Below are 13899 nucleotides of genomic sequence, written 5' to 3' on the forward strand. Positions count from 1 at the left end.
TGTAACCTTTGGGGGTATAGAATAGTCAAACAATACCACTACCGTCTGAGGAGGAAATATGATGAATAAACAATTGAATTGGTGGGAACCTATTTTCACAGGAGAACTGGAAGTCGGGGTCAATAAAGAAAAGCTTGAAAGCCTTACCGAAGAGTCCATCTTATATTACGACGAAGCTGCGCAGCAAACGGAGCCAGCACTTTAATTGCTGAAGTCTATAAACGACCATTGCCGCTGCCATACATAAAAACGCCTTCTTCAATTTGGAATTGAGAGAGGCGTTTTACTATGCCGTTTTTTAGGAAGACCGCTTCCGCACAGAGATGCATAACCAGCTGTCTGATTGCCACAAAGCTCACTATTCCATATAATGATGAGGAAACGAAAGCAGGGATCCTTATGAAATTGAAACTTATATTACTGACTCTATTCTTCCTCTCAGGCTGCGGCATGTTGGAGACGACGGACACCGCTGGCACGACCGACCAGATCGATGTGGAAGTGACACAGGTCATTGATGGCGACACCATCAAAATCATCTATGAGGGTGAAGAAGTGACCGTCCGCTATCTGTTGATGGATACACCGGAAACCAATCATCCACGCCTGGGCGAACAGCCTCTCGGCAAAGAAGCCACTGAAGAAAACAAACGGCTGATTGAATCGGGCGATGTATCGATCGAATTCGACGTCGGCGACCGCTTTGACGACTACGACCGCTTGCTGGCCTATATTTATGTGGATGGCGAAAGTGTACAGGAACAGCTGATTGAATCCGGACTTGCCAGAGTCGCCTATGTGTTCCCGCCAAATACCCGCTACCTCGATGACTTCGAGCAAGCGGAACAAATTGCGAGAGACAAGGAAGCAGGCATTTGGCAATACGAAAACTATTCCACTGACCGGGGCTTCAACTCAGATGTCTTCGGACAAGATTCAACCGGAAATAACAGCCCTGCCACTGAAGAGCCGACTCAAGGCGATTGCGCGATCAAAGGGAACATCAACCGCAGCGGCAATAAAATCTATCATATGCCGAGCGATTCCTCCTACGAGCAAACCAATCCGGAAGAATGGTTCTGCACTGAACAAGAAGCACAAGATGCCGGTTTCCGGGGTGTTGGCCAGTAGGACAAAGGCTCTTCATCTAGCTTTTTTCCGCCTGGATGCCTGATGAAATGCAGATCGTATTTTTCTTCTCCAAAAACTATTGACTTTTTCCGTGGACAAGATATACTTATATTTGTCCTGGAAATTGAGATTCCTTAGCTCAGCTGGGAGAGCGCTACCTTGACAGGGTAGAGGTCGCTGGTTCGAGCCCAGTAGGAATCATATGTGTTAAATTGAAAAACCGCGCAGCCTCATTGGCTGCGCGGTTTTTTTGTGCTCCATATTTTTCAATCTGCGGACAGCGAGCCGAAAAAAACAGCGGACCCATCCTCAAATTAAAAACAATAATAGGACAATCAGTAAAATACCACCATAGAAATAGAATCCATCTTGAAAGCTTATGCTCTCTTCGCCAAAGAAATACAAATTTAACTGCTTCATTTCATCATCCCTTTTTTAAATTTCTCTAAGAAGCGATTCCTACTTTCATTCAACCGTCACAATCGAAACCACTTCATCCATCGGCAGCCTGTGCTTTTCAGCTTGATCTCCGTAAATCAACATACGGCTTCTTGCATCGATGCCTTCAATCATCCCCCTATGCTCATGGATCACGCCGTCCTTCCAGCTGTGGATAAGGACTTCGCATTGGCGTTTCAGTGCAATGTCCATCTCCTCCTGGAGCAGCTGCAAGTCGTATTCGTTCAGGTCGGGTTTGGGTACCTTTTCGTCTTTTTCGTACCACTCCCGGATCATTTCGACATGTTCCGGCAGCATTAAAGCTGTCCATTTGATCTTTCCACGGTCTTTGATGTCGCCTACGGTCTTTAAATATTTATTGCGCTTCATCGGACCACTCCCCTTATTCTTTATTGTGTCCGCCAATCAGTTTCGTCCGCGCTATGGCTGTGCCTGCCTGGGTACCCGATATGCCCCGGTAAATCGCCGAATAGCCGTACTTTTTCCGGATGCTGTCCATGGCTGTTCCAAGACTTCTGTTTTCGAACTTCCGTTCATCAAAAAGGCTTAACTGCATGGATGATTCTTCTTCCAGGTTGCTGATGGACAGTGAAATCTGTCGGACGGGTTTGTGCTGGAAATGTTCTCTGAAAATCGCCTGGCAGACCTGATAAATCTTCAAGGTGTCATTTGTCGCTTCTTCAATAGAGCGCGAGCGGGAAAAGCCCCCACCGAAGGCAGTTTTGCTGTATGCGATGCCTAAATGTATCGTCCTCCCTGCACGGCGGGCTTGGCGCGTCCGCATCGCTACGTCTTCGCACATTTCCAGAAGGATTATCATGATGTCTTTTTCTTCTATGTAATCCCGATATAGAATCTGTCCTTTTCCATAACTGACCTGCCCCTCTATCAAGGGAGATCCCAGATCCGATAAATCGATGCCATTCGCGTGCTGATGCAGCTGATTGCCCAGAATCCCGAACCGCTCTTCCAACAGAGAGACATCCGCACTCGCCAGATCCCCCACACAAAAGATGCCCATGCTGTTCAGGGTCTTTTCCGTTCGTGATCCGATGCCCCACATTCTCCGCAGAGGCGCAACAGGCCATAACTTCGCTGCTACATCAGCATATGTCCAATAGGCAAAACCCGTTTCTTTCGCTTCCAGATCCAAAGCCAGCTTCGCCAGCAGCATATTGGGCCCTCCACCGACCGAGGAAGGCAGTTTGAAGTGATCCAGCAACTCCTGTTGAATGCGGCGCATGGTGACTTCAGGCGATCCCCATAACTTTTCAGTGCCTGTAAGTTCAATGAAACTTTCGTCCACGCTATAGATATGAATCGACTCTTTTGGCACATAAGTTCCCAATAACTCAGTGATGGCCATGGACTTCTCCAAATACAGCTTCATTTTCGGTTCAATCAGCAAGATGTCCGGATGGTTGGGGATTTCAAAAAGCCGCGTGCCGGTTTTCACACCAAAACGCTGCTTCATCATCGGTGAAGCAGCTAAAACCACACTCCCCTTCCGCTCCTGATTCCCGACAATCGCAATACACACTTCCAGTGGATCCAACCCCAGCTCGACCGCAGAAACACTGGCATAAAATCCGCGCATGTCGATGCAGAATATAGAGCGTTCCGGCAGTTCATGTCCTTTCATCATCGCCACCTCCCTAAAGGGAACGTATGTTCTTATTCTATACCACCACTATGACAACAGCAATCCTTTTTGCGAAAATAAAAATTCCGGTCTTTGTTTTATTTAATTCGAAGGGGAACAGAAGCCGCTTTTCCAAGACTTTTCTGCTGTTTTCATTTCAGTCAACCCGGGATGGTTGGCCTTCAGCTTAGACAGAAGAATTGCCGCCTGAATCAACGAATTTTCTAACAACTTTACATTTGGCTGACCGCGTATTATGATAGTCCAAGTAAGAGATTTGACATCCATCGTTCTTATCAGCGCAACGGAAAACAGGACAGCAACTGTTCGCGCCCTGAAGGAATCATTGGGTGCCAAACCCACTGCAAGCTTTAGGAACAAAGTTTGCTTTGAAAAAGTCATCGCCTTCGGGTGATGGCTTTTTTCGTTTTTTTTATATTTTTTATATGATAAAAAAACACAAAACCGGCCGGGCTAATGCCCGGCCGGTTTTGTGTTCAATTATGCTTCTGCTGTTTTAGCAGGTTTTTTATCGCGTGCCAGCCATTGGATTCCGAACAGAATCACAAATGCGACAGCACCGATTGTATCAGATAGGCCTTCCGGATAAATCAAAGCAAGTCCGGTTGCAAATGTCAGGATACGCTCGATCCAGTTTAGCTTCCGGTACCAATAACCGATCAGTCCCGCTCCGATAGCGATCATACCTGTCAGAGCCGTGATCAATACCCAGATCAGTTCCGGCCAGGTCGTATCGATCATTAGAAGGGCTGGTGACAAAACGAACATATACGGAATGATGAACGCTGCTATCGCCAGTTTAGCCGCGGTGAAACCGGTCCGTATCGGCTCACCACCCGAGATTCCTGAAGCCGCAAATGCTGCTAAAGCAACCGGAGGGGTGATATCGGCGATGATTCCGAAGTAAAATACGAATAAATGGGCAGATAAAGCGACCACAAGCGGCACCGCTGCTCCAACCGGCTCATCTATCATCAACAAAGTGATGATGGCTGGTGCCGCTATCGTTGAGGTAATGACATAGTTGGCGGTTGTCGGTGATCCCATACCCAGGACAATCGCTGCCAGCATCGTGAAGAATAGCGTCAGCAGGATATTTCCGCCTGAAGCGGAAACCAGCCCATTCGCCAAACTTAAACCAAGGCCGGTCTTTACAACGACCCCGACGATGATCCCTGCTGCCGCTGTTGCTGCTGCAACAGCCAGAGCAGTCCGAGCACCGTCAACCAACGCTAAGATGATGTCTTTGAAATTCAAGCGCGTTTCTTTATTGAAGGCACTGACAAAAATCGTCAGCAGAATCCCGTAAAGCGCTGCTTGCATAGTCGGAATACCAATCAATAGGAAGAAGATGATTGCAACAATCGGCAGGAGCAGGTAAATCTTTTTCAAGACTTCCTTGCGGTCCGGCATTTCTTCCGGTGAAAGGCCCTTTAAGCCGATTCGCTTGGCTTCGAAATGGGTCATGATCCAAACGCCTGTGAAATATAAAAGAGCCGGTATTGCAGCTGCTTTGGCAATTTCCCAGTAAGTCACTCCCCCGATAAATTCCACCATCAGGAAGGCTGCTGCCCCCATAATCGGGGGCATCAGCTGACCGCCGGTGGAAGCTGCTGCTTCCACCCCGCCGGCAAATTCTTTTTTATAGCCTAATTTTTTCATCATCGGAATCGTATAAGAACCCGATGTAACAACATTGGCAACAGAACTTCCGGAAATGGTTCCCTGCAGGGCACTTGAGAAAATCGCTACCTTGGCCGGTCCACCCGTTAAATTTCCGGCCAGGGATACAGCCAAGTCGTTAAAGTACTGTCCGACTCCCGTTTTCACCAGGAAGGAACCGAATAACAGGAAGGTGAAAATGAAAGTCGCCGATACGCCGATCGGTGTTCCCAATATTCCATCGGTGGTATAGAACATCAACTGAACGACTGAGTCCAGATCTTGTCCTCTATGACGCAGGAATCCTGGGAAATAAGGACCGAAAAAGGAATAGGCCAAAAACAAACTGGCAATGACCGTAATCGGCATTCCCACTGCACGCCTTGTCGCTTCAAGTGTCAGCAAGATCGCTAAAATACCGACGATCAAGTCCAATTCAGTGACCCGCCCCAGACGGAACACCAAATCGTCATACATGATCGGCCAATAGGCAGCTACGCCGATCGACAACAAGGCCAGGATATAATCGTACCAGGCAACTTTAAGGCGGTTTCCTTTACGTTTTCTGGCAGGAAACAATAGATAGATCAGGGATAAAGCAAATCCTAAGTGAATCGAGCGCTGAATATAGGCGGTGTATTGACCAAAAATTGCCGTATAAAGCTGGAATAGAGCAAATGCCAATAATCCGAAAAAGACCACATGTTTAATGATTCCGCTTAAATCCCGTGTATTGGATTCGGGATCATATCTTTGTAGGATTTCTTTCTGTTTTTCTTCTGAGATGTAGGATTCATCCTCTGGTGGAAGCTTTTGCTGTTCGCGTTCTTCTGGAGGCAACTTATCGCTCATCAAATCTCACTCCTTTTCTTAGTTGAAATAGGGATAAGCGCTCTACCCGAAAAGTATACGACTTACCTCTTTCAAGCGTTTTTTTCAAATCCATTTGACGCCCTTTAGTGCCAAATGACAGTCCTGCATCAACATCCCCTACAAACAGCCGGAATTCAGGAATTTTCTTCGTCATATTCTTGATGAAGTATTTACCGTCTTTTTCGACAAAGGTCTCTCCTTCTCCTGCATTTGAAGGCATGCCAATATTAAAATCTTCGTATTCAAGCTCTGTCATCATCAGCTCATTATTTTCCATTACTTTGTAGCTCTCGATGACTTCCGACAGATGGATTGAATGCGTATACCTGATTTGGAAATACGGACTTTCCACCGGTAGATAAGCCGCTGTTTCTTCAGTCTGATTATCGATAAATACATAATGCTTATGGAAAGGGAAGAATGCGATTAAGGAGCCGATTAAGATGAGGGCAATCAGTAAAAGAAGAAATTTCTGCATCCGGAGAAACTGCATAGACCATTCTCCTCCATCTTCAAAACAAAGAACTGACGGCAGAGCTCACGCTTTACCGTCAGTTAATCGCTCATTCAATTAGTTTACTTCGTCGAAATACTTCTGAGCTCCTGGGTGGATGTCGATTCCGATTCCATCAAGAGCTGTTTCAGCTTTGATAAATTCAGCTTTTGCATGCTGGATTTGATCTGTGTTTTCGTAGATCGCTTTCGTGATGTCGTAGACAAGATCTTCCGAAAGGTCGTTCTGAACCACTAGCATCGCGAGAACAGAGACAGTTGGAACTTCCTCAGTCAAGCCGTAGATGCCGGATGGTACAACGTCATGGGCATAATATGGATATTTCTCGATCAGTTCGTCAGCTTTATCCTGCTCTACAGGGACAATGACAACGTCTGAAGTAGCTCCAAGGCTTTCGACTGCGCCAGTCGGAGTTCCTGCAGTGATGAATGCCGCGTCAATCTGGCCTGATTGCAGACTTTCCTGCGACTCACCGAAGTCAAGGTTCTGTGCATCGATATCTTCCATTGTCATACCATGGATTTCCAATAATTGTTCAGCGTTAATATAAGTCCCGGATCCAGGGGCACCAACAGAGATGCTTTTGCCTGCCAAGTCATCAAAAGAAGCAATACCGGAATTCGCAGTCGTAACCAATTGAATCGTCTCCGGATAAAGTGCACCGATTGCAGAAACGGTATCGATCACTTCGCCTTCGAACATGTTCGATCCTTCAGCAGCATAGAAAGCTGTATCCGTTTGCACGAATGCGATCTGTGCAGCGCCATCGGCAAGTGCCGTCATGTTCGCAGCAGAAGCCTGTGAAACTTCAGCCGTGGTATCCAAACCTGTTTCGTTTTCAATGATCGTCGCCATAGCGCCGCCAAGTGGATAATAAGTACCTGTCGTTCCGCCTGTCAGGATGCTGAGGAATTCAGGATCAGAAGCCCCGCCTTCGCCTTCTCCTTCGGGTTCTGTAGTAGCTGCATCATCTCCGCAACCTGCCAAAAATACAGATCCTGCAAGAGTTACTGCAGCAAATAAACCAAATTTCTTTTTCAACATAAAGTGACCTCCCTTTTCAATAATAGTATTCCGTGTTCCAACTTCATAATAGCATGTCTTTCTTACTAGTTTCAATGCATTTCAGTAAATACAACCGCTTACAACGGGAACATTCAGAAAAATAATCAGGTTTCAGCACCTTCTACATGGGTTTCAGGAGCTGTGTCTTCCGGAGCCAGATCTTCAAATGTTCTGCCCTGCTCTTCAAGATCACGTGTCCGGTGGGCAATGCGGGCAGATGCACACGCTGCGACGCTTGCTACTAAATCATCGAGGAATGTGTGGACCTGGCCACCGTATTTTGTATCCAGGTTATGGATAATACCTGTTTTGTTTTTGTCCAAGTGGCCAAATGTGGTCACGGCGATGCTGCCGTATGTTAAAACTGCTCCCAGCCCAATCATTTCATCGACACCGAAGAGCCCTTCATCCGATCCCACGATCTGCTGGAGCGGGCGGGATAATTTCCCTTGCTCTGCCAATTCATCCAATTCAATCCCTACCAGAAGGGCGTGCTGCATTTCGCGTTTACGCAAAACACTTTCAACCGATTCCATGCAATGTTCAATCTTCAGCCCCTCATTGAAAGGCAGCTGCATATCCAAAACAATTTTGGCTATGTCTTCATTGGTGACTCCTCTGCGCTCCAGTGCTTCGTGCGTTGCTTTTGTCACGTCGTCTGAGTGTACTCGAAATCTTCCGCCATCCATATCAAAAACCCCTTCCCTCTATATAATTGGTGTTCTTTTCCCATTATACCTTGTCGATTCATTATGGTACAATTTTCTTACAAAACTCTAGAGGAGGCCTATCAATGACTACTGGAAAGGTAGAAGATTTATCCATCTACAGCAAGGAACTTCAAGAAGACATGCAATTGCTTGTCTATCTTCCTTCCAATTTCTCGCCCTTATATAAATATACGCTGGTCATCGCTTCTGACGGCAAAGACTATTTTCAATTAGGACGAATTCCACGGGTGGTGGATGAGCTATTGGAAAATCAGGAAATTGAAAACATCATCGTGATCGGTGTTCCTTACAAGAGCGTAGCTGACCGGAACAAAAAATACGAACCGACCGGCGAACAGCATGGTGCCTATCTGCGTTTTTTGGCGCACGAACTGGTTCCCTTCCTGGACGAAAAATACCCGACCTATCAAGTAGGCATGGGCCGTGCATTAATCGGGGATTCGCTTGCAGCGACCGTGTCTTTAATGGCTGCTTTAAAATATCCTAACATTTTCGGCCGCGTCATCCTGCAATCACCTAAAGTGGGAGATGAAATGCTCACAGCAGTGGAAGCATTTAAATCGGCCAATTCCTTTACCGTTTATCATGTCATCGGAAAGGAAGAAACAGCTGTCAAACTAAGCAACGGCGGAACCGAGGATTTTGTCGGACCAAACCGGAAATTAAATAATTTAATGAAAAATAAAGGGTTTTCGATCTTTTATGAAGAATTTGAAGGAGACCACACTTGGAGACATTGGCAGCCCGATTTGCGGCGTGCATTGATTCAGAACTTCGGCATGTAGAGGCTGGTGGTGCTCCAGGGCATAATTGGCACTAAGATAGAAATGGTTATTACAGACAAGGAGGTCGTTAGGATGAAATATGGAGTTGCAGCTTTTCCTTCAAAAAAATTGCAGGATCTCGCCAATTCGTACCGGAAACGTTATGATCCGCATTATGAACTGATTACCCCTCATATGACATTGAAAGATCCATTTGAGGCGGATGCATCTAAAATAAAAGATGTAGCAGCAGAAATGCAGAATATCGCCAAGCGACAAAAACCGTTCAAATTGCACGCTACGCGTGTCAGCACGTTTTCTCCGGTTACCAATACCCTGTACTTCAAAGTGGAACCGAATGCTGAAATTACTGACTTACACGAAGACCTGCATTCAGATTTCTTCGGCGGTATGCCGAAACATTCTTTCGTCCCCCATATCACCATTGGGCAGAAGTTGTCCGATACAGAACACGCCGATGTTTATGGCCAACTAAAAATGGTCGGCATTGAACATGAAGAAATTATTGACCGTATACACCTGCTCTATCAATTGGAAGATGGTTCATGGACCGTGTACGAGACATTCCGATTAACTGGAGATGATCAGTAAGTGCTGAAAGTAAAAATTGCTGAAAACCAATTAGAAAAAGAACAGGCTTTCGATGTCCGCAGAAAAGTTTTTGTGGAGGAACAACAAGTTCCGATCCACATCGAAATGGATGAATACGATGACAGTGCAATCCATTTCGTCGGTTACCAGCTTGCGCAGCCAATTGCTGCCGGACGCATCCGGGAAGTGGAATCCGGACTTGGCAAAGTTGAGCGCGTATGCGTACTTTCCGAATACCGCGGACAACAGATCGGTGTCATGATGATGAACGAGATGGAAGAATATGCACGGGCACATGGGCTATTCAGACTGAAATTGAATGCCCAGACCCATGCACTTGCCTTCTATGAAAAGCTCGGCTATGAAATCACATCCGATGAATTCATGGACGCCGGTATTCCCCACAAATCGATGGAGAAAGTCGTTGCCGGATAATAGTCTAAATCAAAAAGCAGATCAACCGATAAATCGGCTGATCTGCTTTTTGGTGTTTTTAAAGGATGTGGTATCCGCTGTCTACATGAATGGTTTCGCCTGTAATACCGCGCGACATGTCGCTGAACAGGAAAGCAGCTGTATCGCCCACTTCTTCAGGAGTGGTATTGCGGCGTAATGGTGCTTTTTCTTCGATTTCATGCAGGATTGAGTTGAAATCGCTGACCCCTTTTGATGATAGGGTACGTATCGGACCCGATGAAATCGCATTGACCCGGATGCCGAGTCTTCCAAGATCTGCCGCCAAGTAACGGACCGACATTTCGAGAGAAGCTTTTGCTACACCCATGACATTGTAATTCGGCATTACGCGCTCGCCGCCGATATACGTCAACGCTACAATGCTGCCGCCTTCTGTCATCAATGGCTTTGCATTTTTCGCGATATTGGTCAATGAATAGGCGCTGATATTTTGTGCCAATAGGAACCCGTCTCTTGATGTATCTGAAAAATCGCCGGCCAATTCCTCGTTCTTCGCAAAAGCGATGCAATGCGCCAGTCCGTGAATCGTACCTACCTGTTCTTTAATGGCCGTGAAGCATTCAGCGACAGCCTCATCATTTGTCACGTCGCATGGCAGGATCAACTCGTGGTTGCCATCCAATGTCGCCACCAAATCGCGAACAGATTTTTCAAAACGTTCACCTGCATACGTAAAAATCAGGTTTGCACCAGATTGATCCAAAGAACGTGCGATTCCCCAAGCAATGCTCCGCTTGTTGGCTACTCCCATAATGACGAAAGTCTTTCCTTTTAATGATATTGACATGTCCATTCCTCCTGCGTCTGTTATTATTACCTGGTACTAATAATACCTCACAAAAAAGAAAAGTGCAATTCGCACTTTTCTAGAGGCTGCTCAGGAACGTAGTTGCTAAGCCTAAATAAATCAAAATCGAAATGATATCGTTTAAAGTGGTGATAAAAGGACCTGAAGCAACAGCAGGGTCGATTTTCATCCGATGAATCAATAATGGGATGAACGAACCGGCCAATGTCGCTACAAAAATAGAACTTGAAACAGCCGTTCCGACCAATACACCGATCAGCAACTCGCCTTTCCAGAAGTAAACCAGACCAACGACGACAACACCGCAGACAATACCGGTAATCAGTCCTGTCCCGGCTTCCCGGAACAACAGCTTCATTTTGCTTTGCTCTTCGATATCGCCTGTTGCGATTCCTCGAACTGCTACAGCCAAAGCCTGGGTACCGCTGTTTCCAGCCATTCCGGCAATCAGCGGAATAAAGACAGCAAGCAAGGCCACCTGATCCAACGTCGCTTCGAACATTCCCATCAAATTGGCGGTCAGCATGCCAAGGAAGGTCAACAGGATCAACCACGGCAAACGTTTTTTTGCTGCGGTGAACGATCCTTTGTCGAACGTATCCATATCAGAAACGGCTGCCAGTTTGGAATAATCGTCCGATGCTTCTTCTTCCAGCACGTCAATGATGTCATCGACCGTGATGATGCCGAGCAGATGATGTTGGAAATCGACAACCGGCAAGGCCAGGAAATCGTAATCCTTGATCATCCGTGCCACTTCTTCCTGATCTTCACTGACAGAGACGCTGACAACACGGTCATTCATAATCGATTTGATCAGCGTGTCTTCTTCTGCAAGGATCAAGTCACGCAAGGTCACGATGCCAGACAGTTTTTTATCGTCATCGATGACAAAAACATAGTAAATGGTTTCCGCATTCGGAGCGGCATTGCGAAGAATATTCATCGCAGATCGGACCGTTGAATTTTTCGGTATCGCTACAAATTCCGTGGTCATAATGGAACCGGCAGTATATTCTTCGTAATGCAGCAAGTCCTTGATTTGCTGCGCCGACTCTTTGTCCATGATCGTCAAGTAACTGGCGACTTGTTCTTTATTCAGTTCGTTTAAGACATCGACCGCGTCATCCGTATACATATAGGATAATAGATCGGAGGCGTAACGCGCGTCCATCTCTTGGAAGAGATCTTCGTAGTCATCATCATCCAATTCAATAGCTTCAAAAATATCCGCCATCTCTTTAGGAGAGAGATACTGATAAAGCAATTGCCTGGTCTCCGAATCCGCCTTTTCATAAAAACTTGCCTGGTCGTATGGATGGTGCGATAAAAACTCATCGCGGAATTCTTTTACATCTCCGCGTATAAGCAATTCAGTAAACAATGCATCATTCAATTCTTCATCACGTACTACTTTTTCTTCCATCATGTATACTCCCTCCTTTCGAAGATTCTCTCTGCTTGCTATAGTAGTCTATACGCTACACCATGCTTATGTATAGTAAACTCCAAAACAAAGAGGTGTGTAAAATGAAATACGATATTATCGGGGATATTCACGGCTGCTATCAGGAGCTGCTGCAGCTCATTGCCCGTTTAGGCTACGAAAAGCAAGGCGATGTGTTCATCCATCCGGAAAACCGGAAACTCGCTTTTGTCGGCGATGCCATGGACCGTGGCCCTGAGTCCCTCAATGTCCTGAGATTATTGTTTGCATTGCAGGACGCAGGCATCCTCTACTATTCCCCTGGAAATCATTGCAATAAACTTTTCCGTTACTTTAAAGGGAACGATGTCCAGCTGACACATGGCTTGGAGGTGACTGTAGATGAATGGCAGCAGCTGCCGAAACCGGAAAGGCAGCAATTCCGAAAACGCTATATCCATTTCTATGAACAGCTGCCGCATTATCAACAGCTTGAAAATGACCTGATTGTCGCCCATGCCGGCTTGAAAGCCGAAATGATCGGCAAACCGCTCAGCAAAGGCATCGCGGTATTTGTCCTATATGGCGACATCACCGGAAGATTCCATGCTGATGGCCGTCCTGTCCGGCGGGATTGGGCCAAATCCTATAGAGGCCAAAAATGGGTGGTGTATGGCCATACACCGACAGCCGAACCTTATTTCGTCAACCGCACCGTCAACATCGATACCGGCTGCGTGTTCGGCGGTTCCTTGACGGCTTTCCGCTTTCCTGAAAAAGAAATCGTTTCTGTCCCTTCCCAGCAGCCGTATCAACCCGACCGCTTTCACATCTACAGTTAAACCAGCGACTGCATGTCTTTATTCAATGAAGAACTGAAGAACAGTTTGTCTCCTGAAACCGGGTGGAACAATTCCAATTCCGTACAATGGAGCGCCTGACGTTCCAATAGATCCCTCTTGCCGCCATACAAATCGTCCCCTACCAAGGGATGGCCGATATGGGCTAAATGGACACGGATCTGATGGGTTCTGCCGGTATTCAATTGCAGGTTGATATGCGAATAGCCTTCCAGTCGCCGGAGCACACGGACTTCTGTTTCTGCAAATTGGCCATCGTTGCGGACTTCCCGTTCAATGATGCTCTGATTCTTACGCCCGATGGGTGCAGTTATGGTAAATTCGTCTTTGTCTATTTGTCCATGCACCAGCGCTTCATACCGCCGTTTCATCTTTTTCTCCTGCTGCTGCATGGAGATTATATGATGGATATGGCGGTTTTTTGCGATACATACAAGGCCGGATGTATCCCGGTCCAGCCGAGTCGCGATATGCAGAGTCGACGGAATGCCATGGTCATTGAAATGCTTGGCAACGATATTGGCCAGACTGCCGAAAGGATGTTCACGGGAGGGGATCGTATTTTGCAGCGGCGGTTTTTCAACAATCAGCAGTGCATCATCCTCGTAGACGATGTCCAGTTTCCCGTCTTCTGCAACAAGCCCTTTTCCATGTTCTTCATTCGGAAAAATAACGGTCACAGCATCACCTTTTTCCAAGGCATGCCTGACCGTTACTTCTGCACCATTCACTAAAATCTGTCCGCCTCCGTACTTTACGGAAGCGAGTGTTCGTTTGGAGATGCCCCACTGCCCCAATGCTTCACGGAGCAGGCTCTGGGCTTCAGCAGTATACGTCAGTTGAAAAGGTTTCAT

General features: G+C 46.6%; 15 protein-coding genes and 1 tRNA gene. 7 read left to right on the forward strand and 9 right to left on the reverse strand.

Going from position 1 to position 13899, the window contains the following annotated elements; all coding sequences use genetic code 11:
* Positions 1-61 precede the first annotated feature (61 nt).
* From K8U60_RS02420 to K8U60_RS02430, 3 genes are all read left to right on the forward strand, one after another.
* Positions 62-205, forward strand: coding sequence for a hypothetical protein (locus K8U60_RS02420; protein ID WP_223633856.1), 144 nt, complete (start codon positions 62-64; stop codon positions 203-205).
* Between the two features lie 194 nt (positions 206-399).
* Positions 400-1131 carry a thermonuclease family protein gene (locus K8U60_RS02425; protein WP_223633859.1) on the forward strand — a complete coding sequence of 244 codons (732 nt, stop codon included), beginning with the start codon at positions 400-402 and terminating at the stop codon, positions 1129-1131.
* 128 nt (positions 1132-1259) lie between these two features.
* Positions 1260-1332: transfer RNA gene (locus K8U60_RS02430), tRNA-Val, on the forward strand.
* A 264-nt stretch (positions 1333-1596) separates the two neighbouring features.
* On the opposite strand, the gene K8U60_RS02435 is transcribed toward K8U60_RS02430, so the two are convergent.
* From K8U60_RS02435 to K8U60_RS02460, 6 genes are all read right to left on the reverse strand, one after another.
* On the reverse strand, positions 1597-1959 hold the full coding sequence (locus tag K8U60_RS02435) for a YolD-like family protein (protein ID WP_223633862.1): 363 nt from the start codon (positions 1957-1959) through the stop codon (positions 1597-1599).
* A gap of 13 nt (positions 1960-1972) precedes the next feature.
* Complete coding sequence (locus K8U60_RS02440) at positions 1973-3232, reverse strand: Y-family DNA polymerase (RefSeq protein WP_223634872.1); 1260 nt, start codon at positions 3230-3232, stop codon at positions 1973-1975.
* Positions 3233-3733: 501 nt separating this feature from the next.
* The gene (locus K8U60_RS02445) at positions 3734-5767 is read right to left on the reverse strand and encodes a TRAP transporter permease (protein WP_223633864.1); all 2034 of its coding nucleotides are present in this window, start codon (positions 5765-5767) and stop codon (positions 3734-3736) included.
* On the reverse strand, positions 5757-6281 hold the full coding sequence (locus K8U60_RS02450; RefSeq protein WP_223633866.1) for a DUF1850 domain-containing protein: 525 nt from the start codon (positions 6279-6281) through the stop codon (positions 5757-5759). Before K8U60_RS02450 ends, K8U60_RS02445 begins: the two co-directional genes overlap by 11 nt.
* Positions 6282-6359: 78 nt before the next feature.
* Positions 6360-7346 (reverse strand): TAXI family TRAP transporter solute-binding subunit, encoded by a 987-nt coding sequence (locus K8U60_RS02455; protein ID WP_223633869.1) that lies wholly within the window; start codon positions 7344-7346, stop codon positions 6360-6362.
* A 125-nt stretch (positions 7347-7471) separates the two neighbouring features.
* Complete coding sequence (locus tag K8U60_RS02460; RefSeq protein ID WP_223633871.1) at positions 7472-8056, reverse strand: phosphatidylglycerophosphatase A family protein; 585 nt, start codon at positions 8054-8056, stop codon at positions 7472-7474.
* 104 nt (positions 8057-8160) lie between these two features.
* Here K8U60_RS02460 and K8U60_RS02465 point away from each other — a divergent pair, with 104 nt between their 5' ends.
* The 3 genes from K8U60_RS02465 to K8U60_RS02475 all read left to right on the forward strand — a co-directional run bounded on the left by K8U60_RS02465 (position 8161) and on the right by K8U60_RS02475 (position 9909).
* A complete protein-coding gene (locus K8U60_RS02465) occupies positions 8161-8883 on the forward strand; it encodes an alpha/beta hydrolase (RefSeq protein WP_223633873.1) in 723 nt (240 codons plus the stop codon).
* A 72-nt stretch (positions 8884-8955) separates the two neighbouring features.
* Positions 8956-9474 carry a YjcG family protein gene (locus tag K8U60_RS02470; protein WP_223633875.1) on the forward strand — a complete coding sequence of 173 codons (519 nt, stop codon included), beginning with the start codon at positions 8956-8958 and terminating at the stop codon, positions 9472-9474.
* Positions 9475-9909: a GNAT family N-acetyltransferase gene (locus tag K8U60_RS02475; RefSeq protein ID WP_223633877.1), complete on the forward strand. Its 435-nt coding sequence runs from the start codon at positions 9475-9477 to the stop codon at positions 9907-9909. It begins immediately after the preceding gene.
* Between the two features lie 58 nt (positions 9910-9967).
* Here K8U60_RS02475 and fabI read toward each other — a convergent pair whose 3' ends face one another.
* Together fabI and mgtE are read right to left on the reverse strand one after the other, a co-directional pair.
* Positions 9968-10738, reverse strand: coding sequence for an enoyl-ACP reductase FabI (gene fabI, locus K8U60_RS02480; RefSeq protein WP_223633880.1), 771 nt, complete (start codon positions 10736-10738; stop codon positions 9968-9970).
* A 79-nt stretch (positions 10739-10817) separates the two neighbouring features.
* Positions 10818-12188 carry a magnesium transporter gene (gene mgtE, locus K8U60_RS02485; protein ID WP_223633882.1) on the reverse strand — a complete coding sequence of 457 codons (1371 nt, stop codon included), beginning with the start codon at positions 12186-12188 and terminating at the stop codon, positions 10818-10820.
* Positions 12189-12289: 101 nt separating this feature from the next.
* On the opposite strand from mgtE, the gene prpE reads away from it, so the two are divergent.
* Entirely contained in the window at positions 12290-13027 is a 738-nt protein-coding gene (gene prpE, locus K8U60_RS02490) for a bis(5'-nucleosyl)-tetraphosphatase PrpE (RefSeq protein ID WP_223633885.1), read from the forward strand.
* On the opposite strand, the gene K8U60_RS02495 is transcribed toward prpE, so the two are convergent.
* Positions 13024-13899, reverse strand: a complete 876-nt coding sequence (locus tag K8U60_RS02495; RefSeq protein ID WP_223633888.1) for an RluA family pseudouridine synthase — start codon at positions 13897-13899, stop codon at positions 13024-13026. The two genes, prpE and K8U60_RS02495, sit on opposite strands and share 4 nt — an antisense overlap.

The sequence above is a fragment of the Planococcus circulans genome (assembly GCF_020023385.1).
Classification (GTDB): Bacteria; Bacillota; Bacilli; order Bacillales_A; family Planococcaceae; genus Planococcus.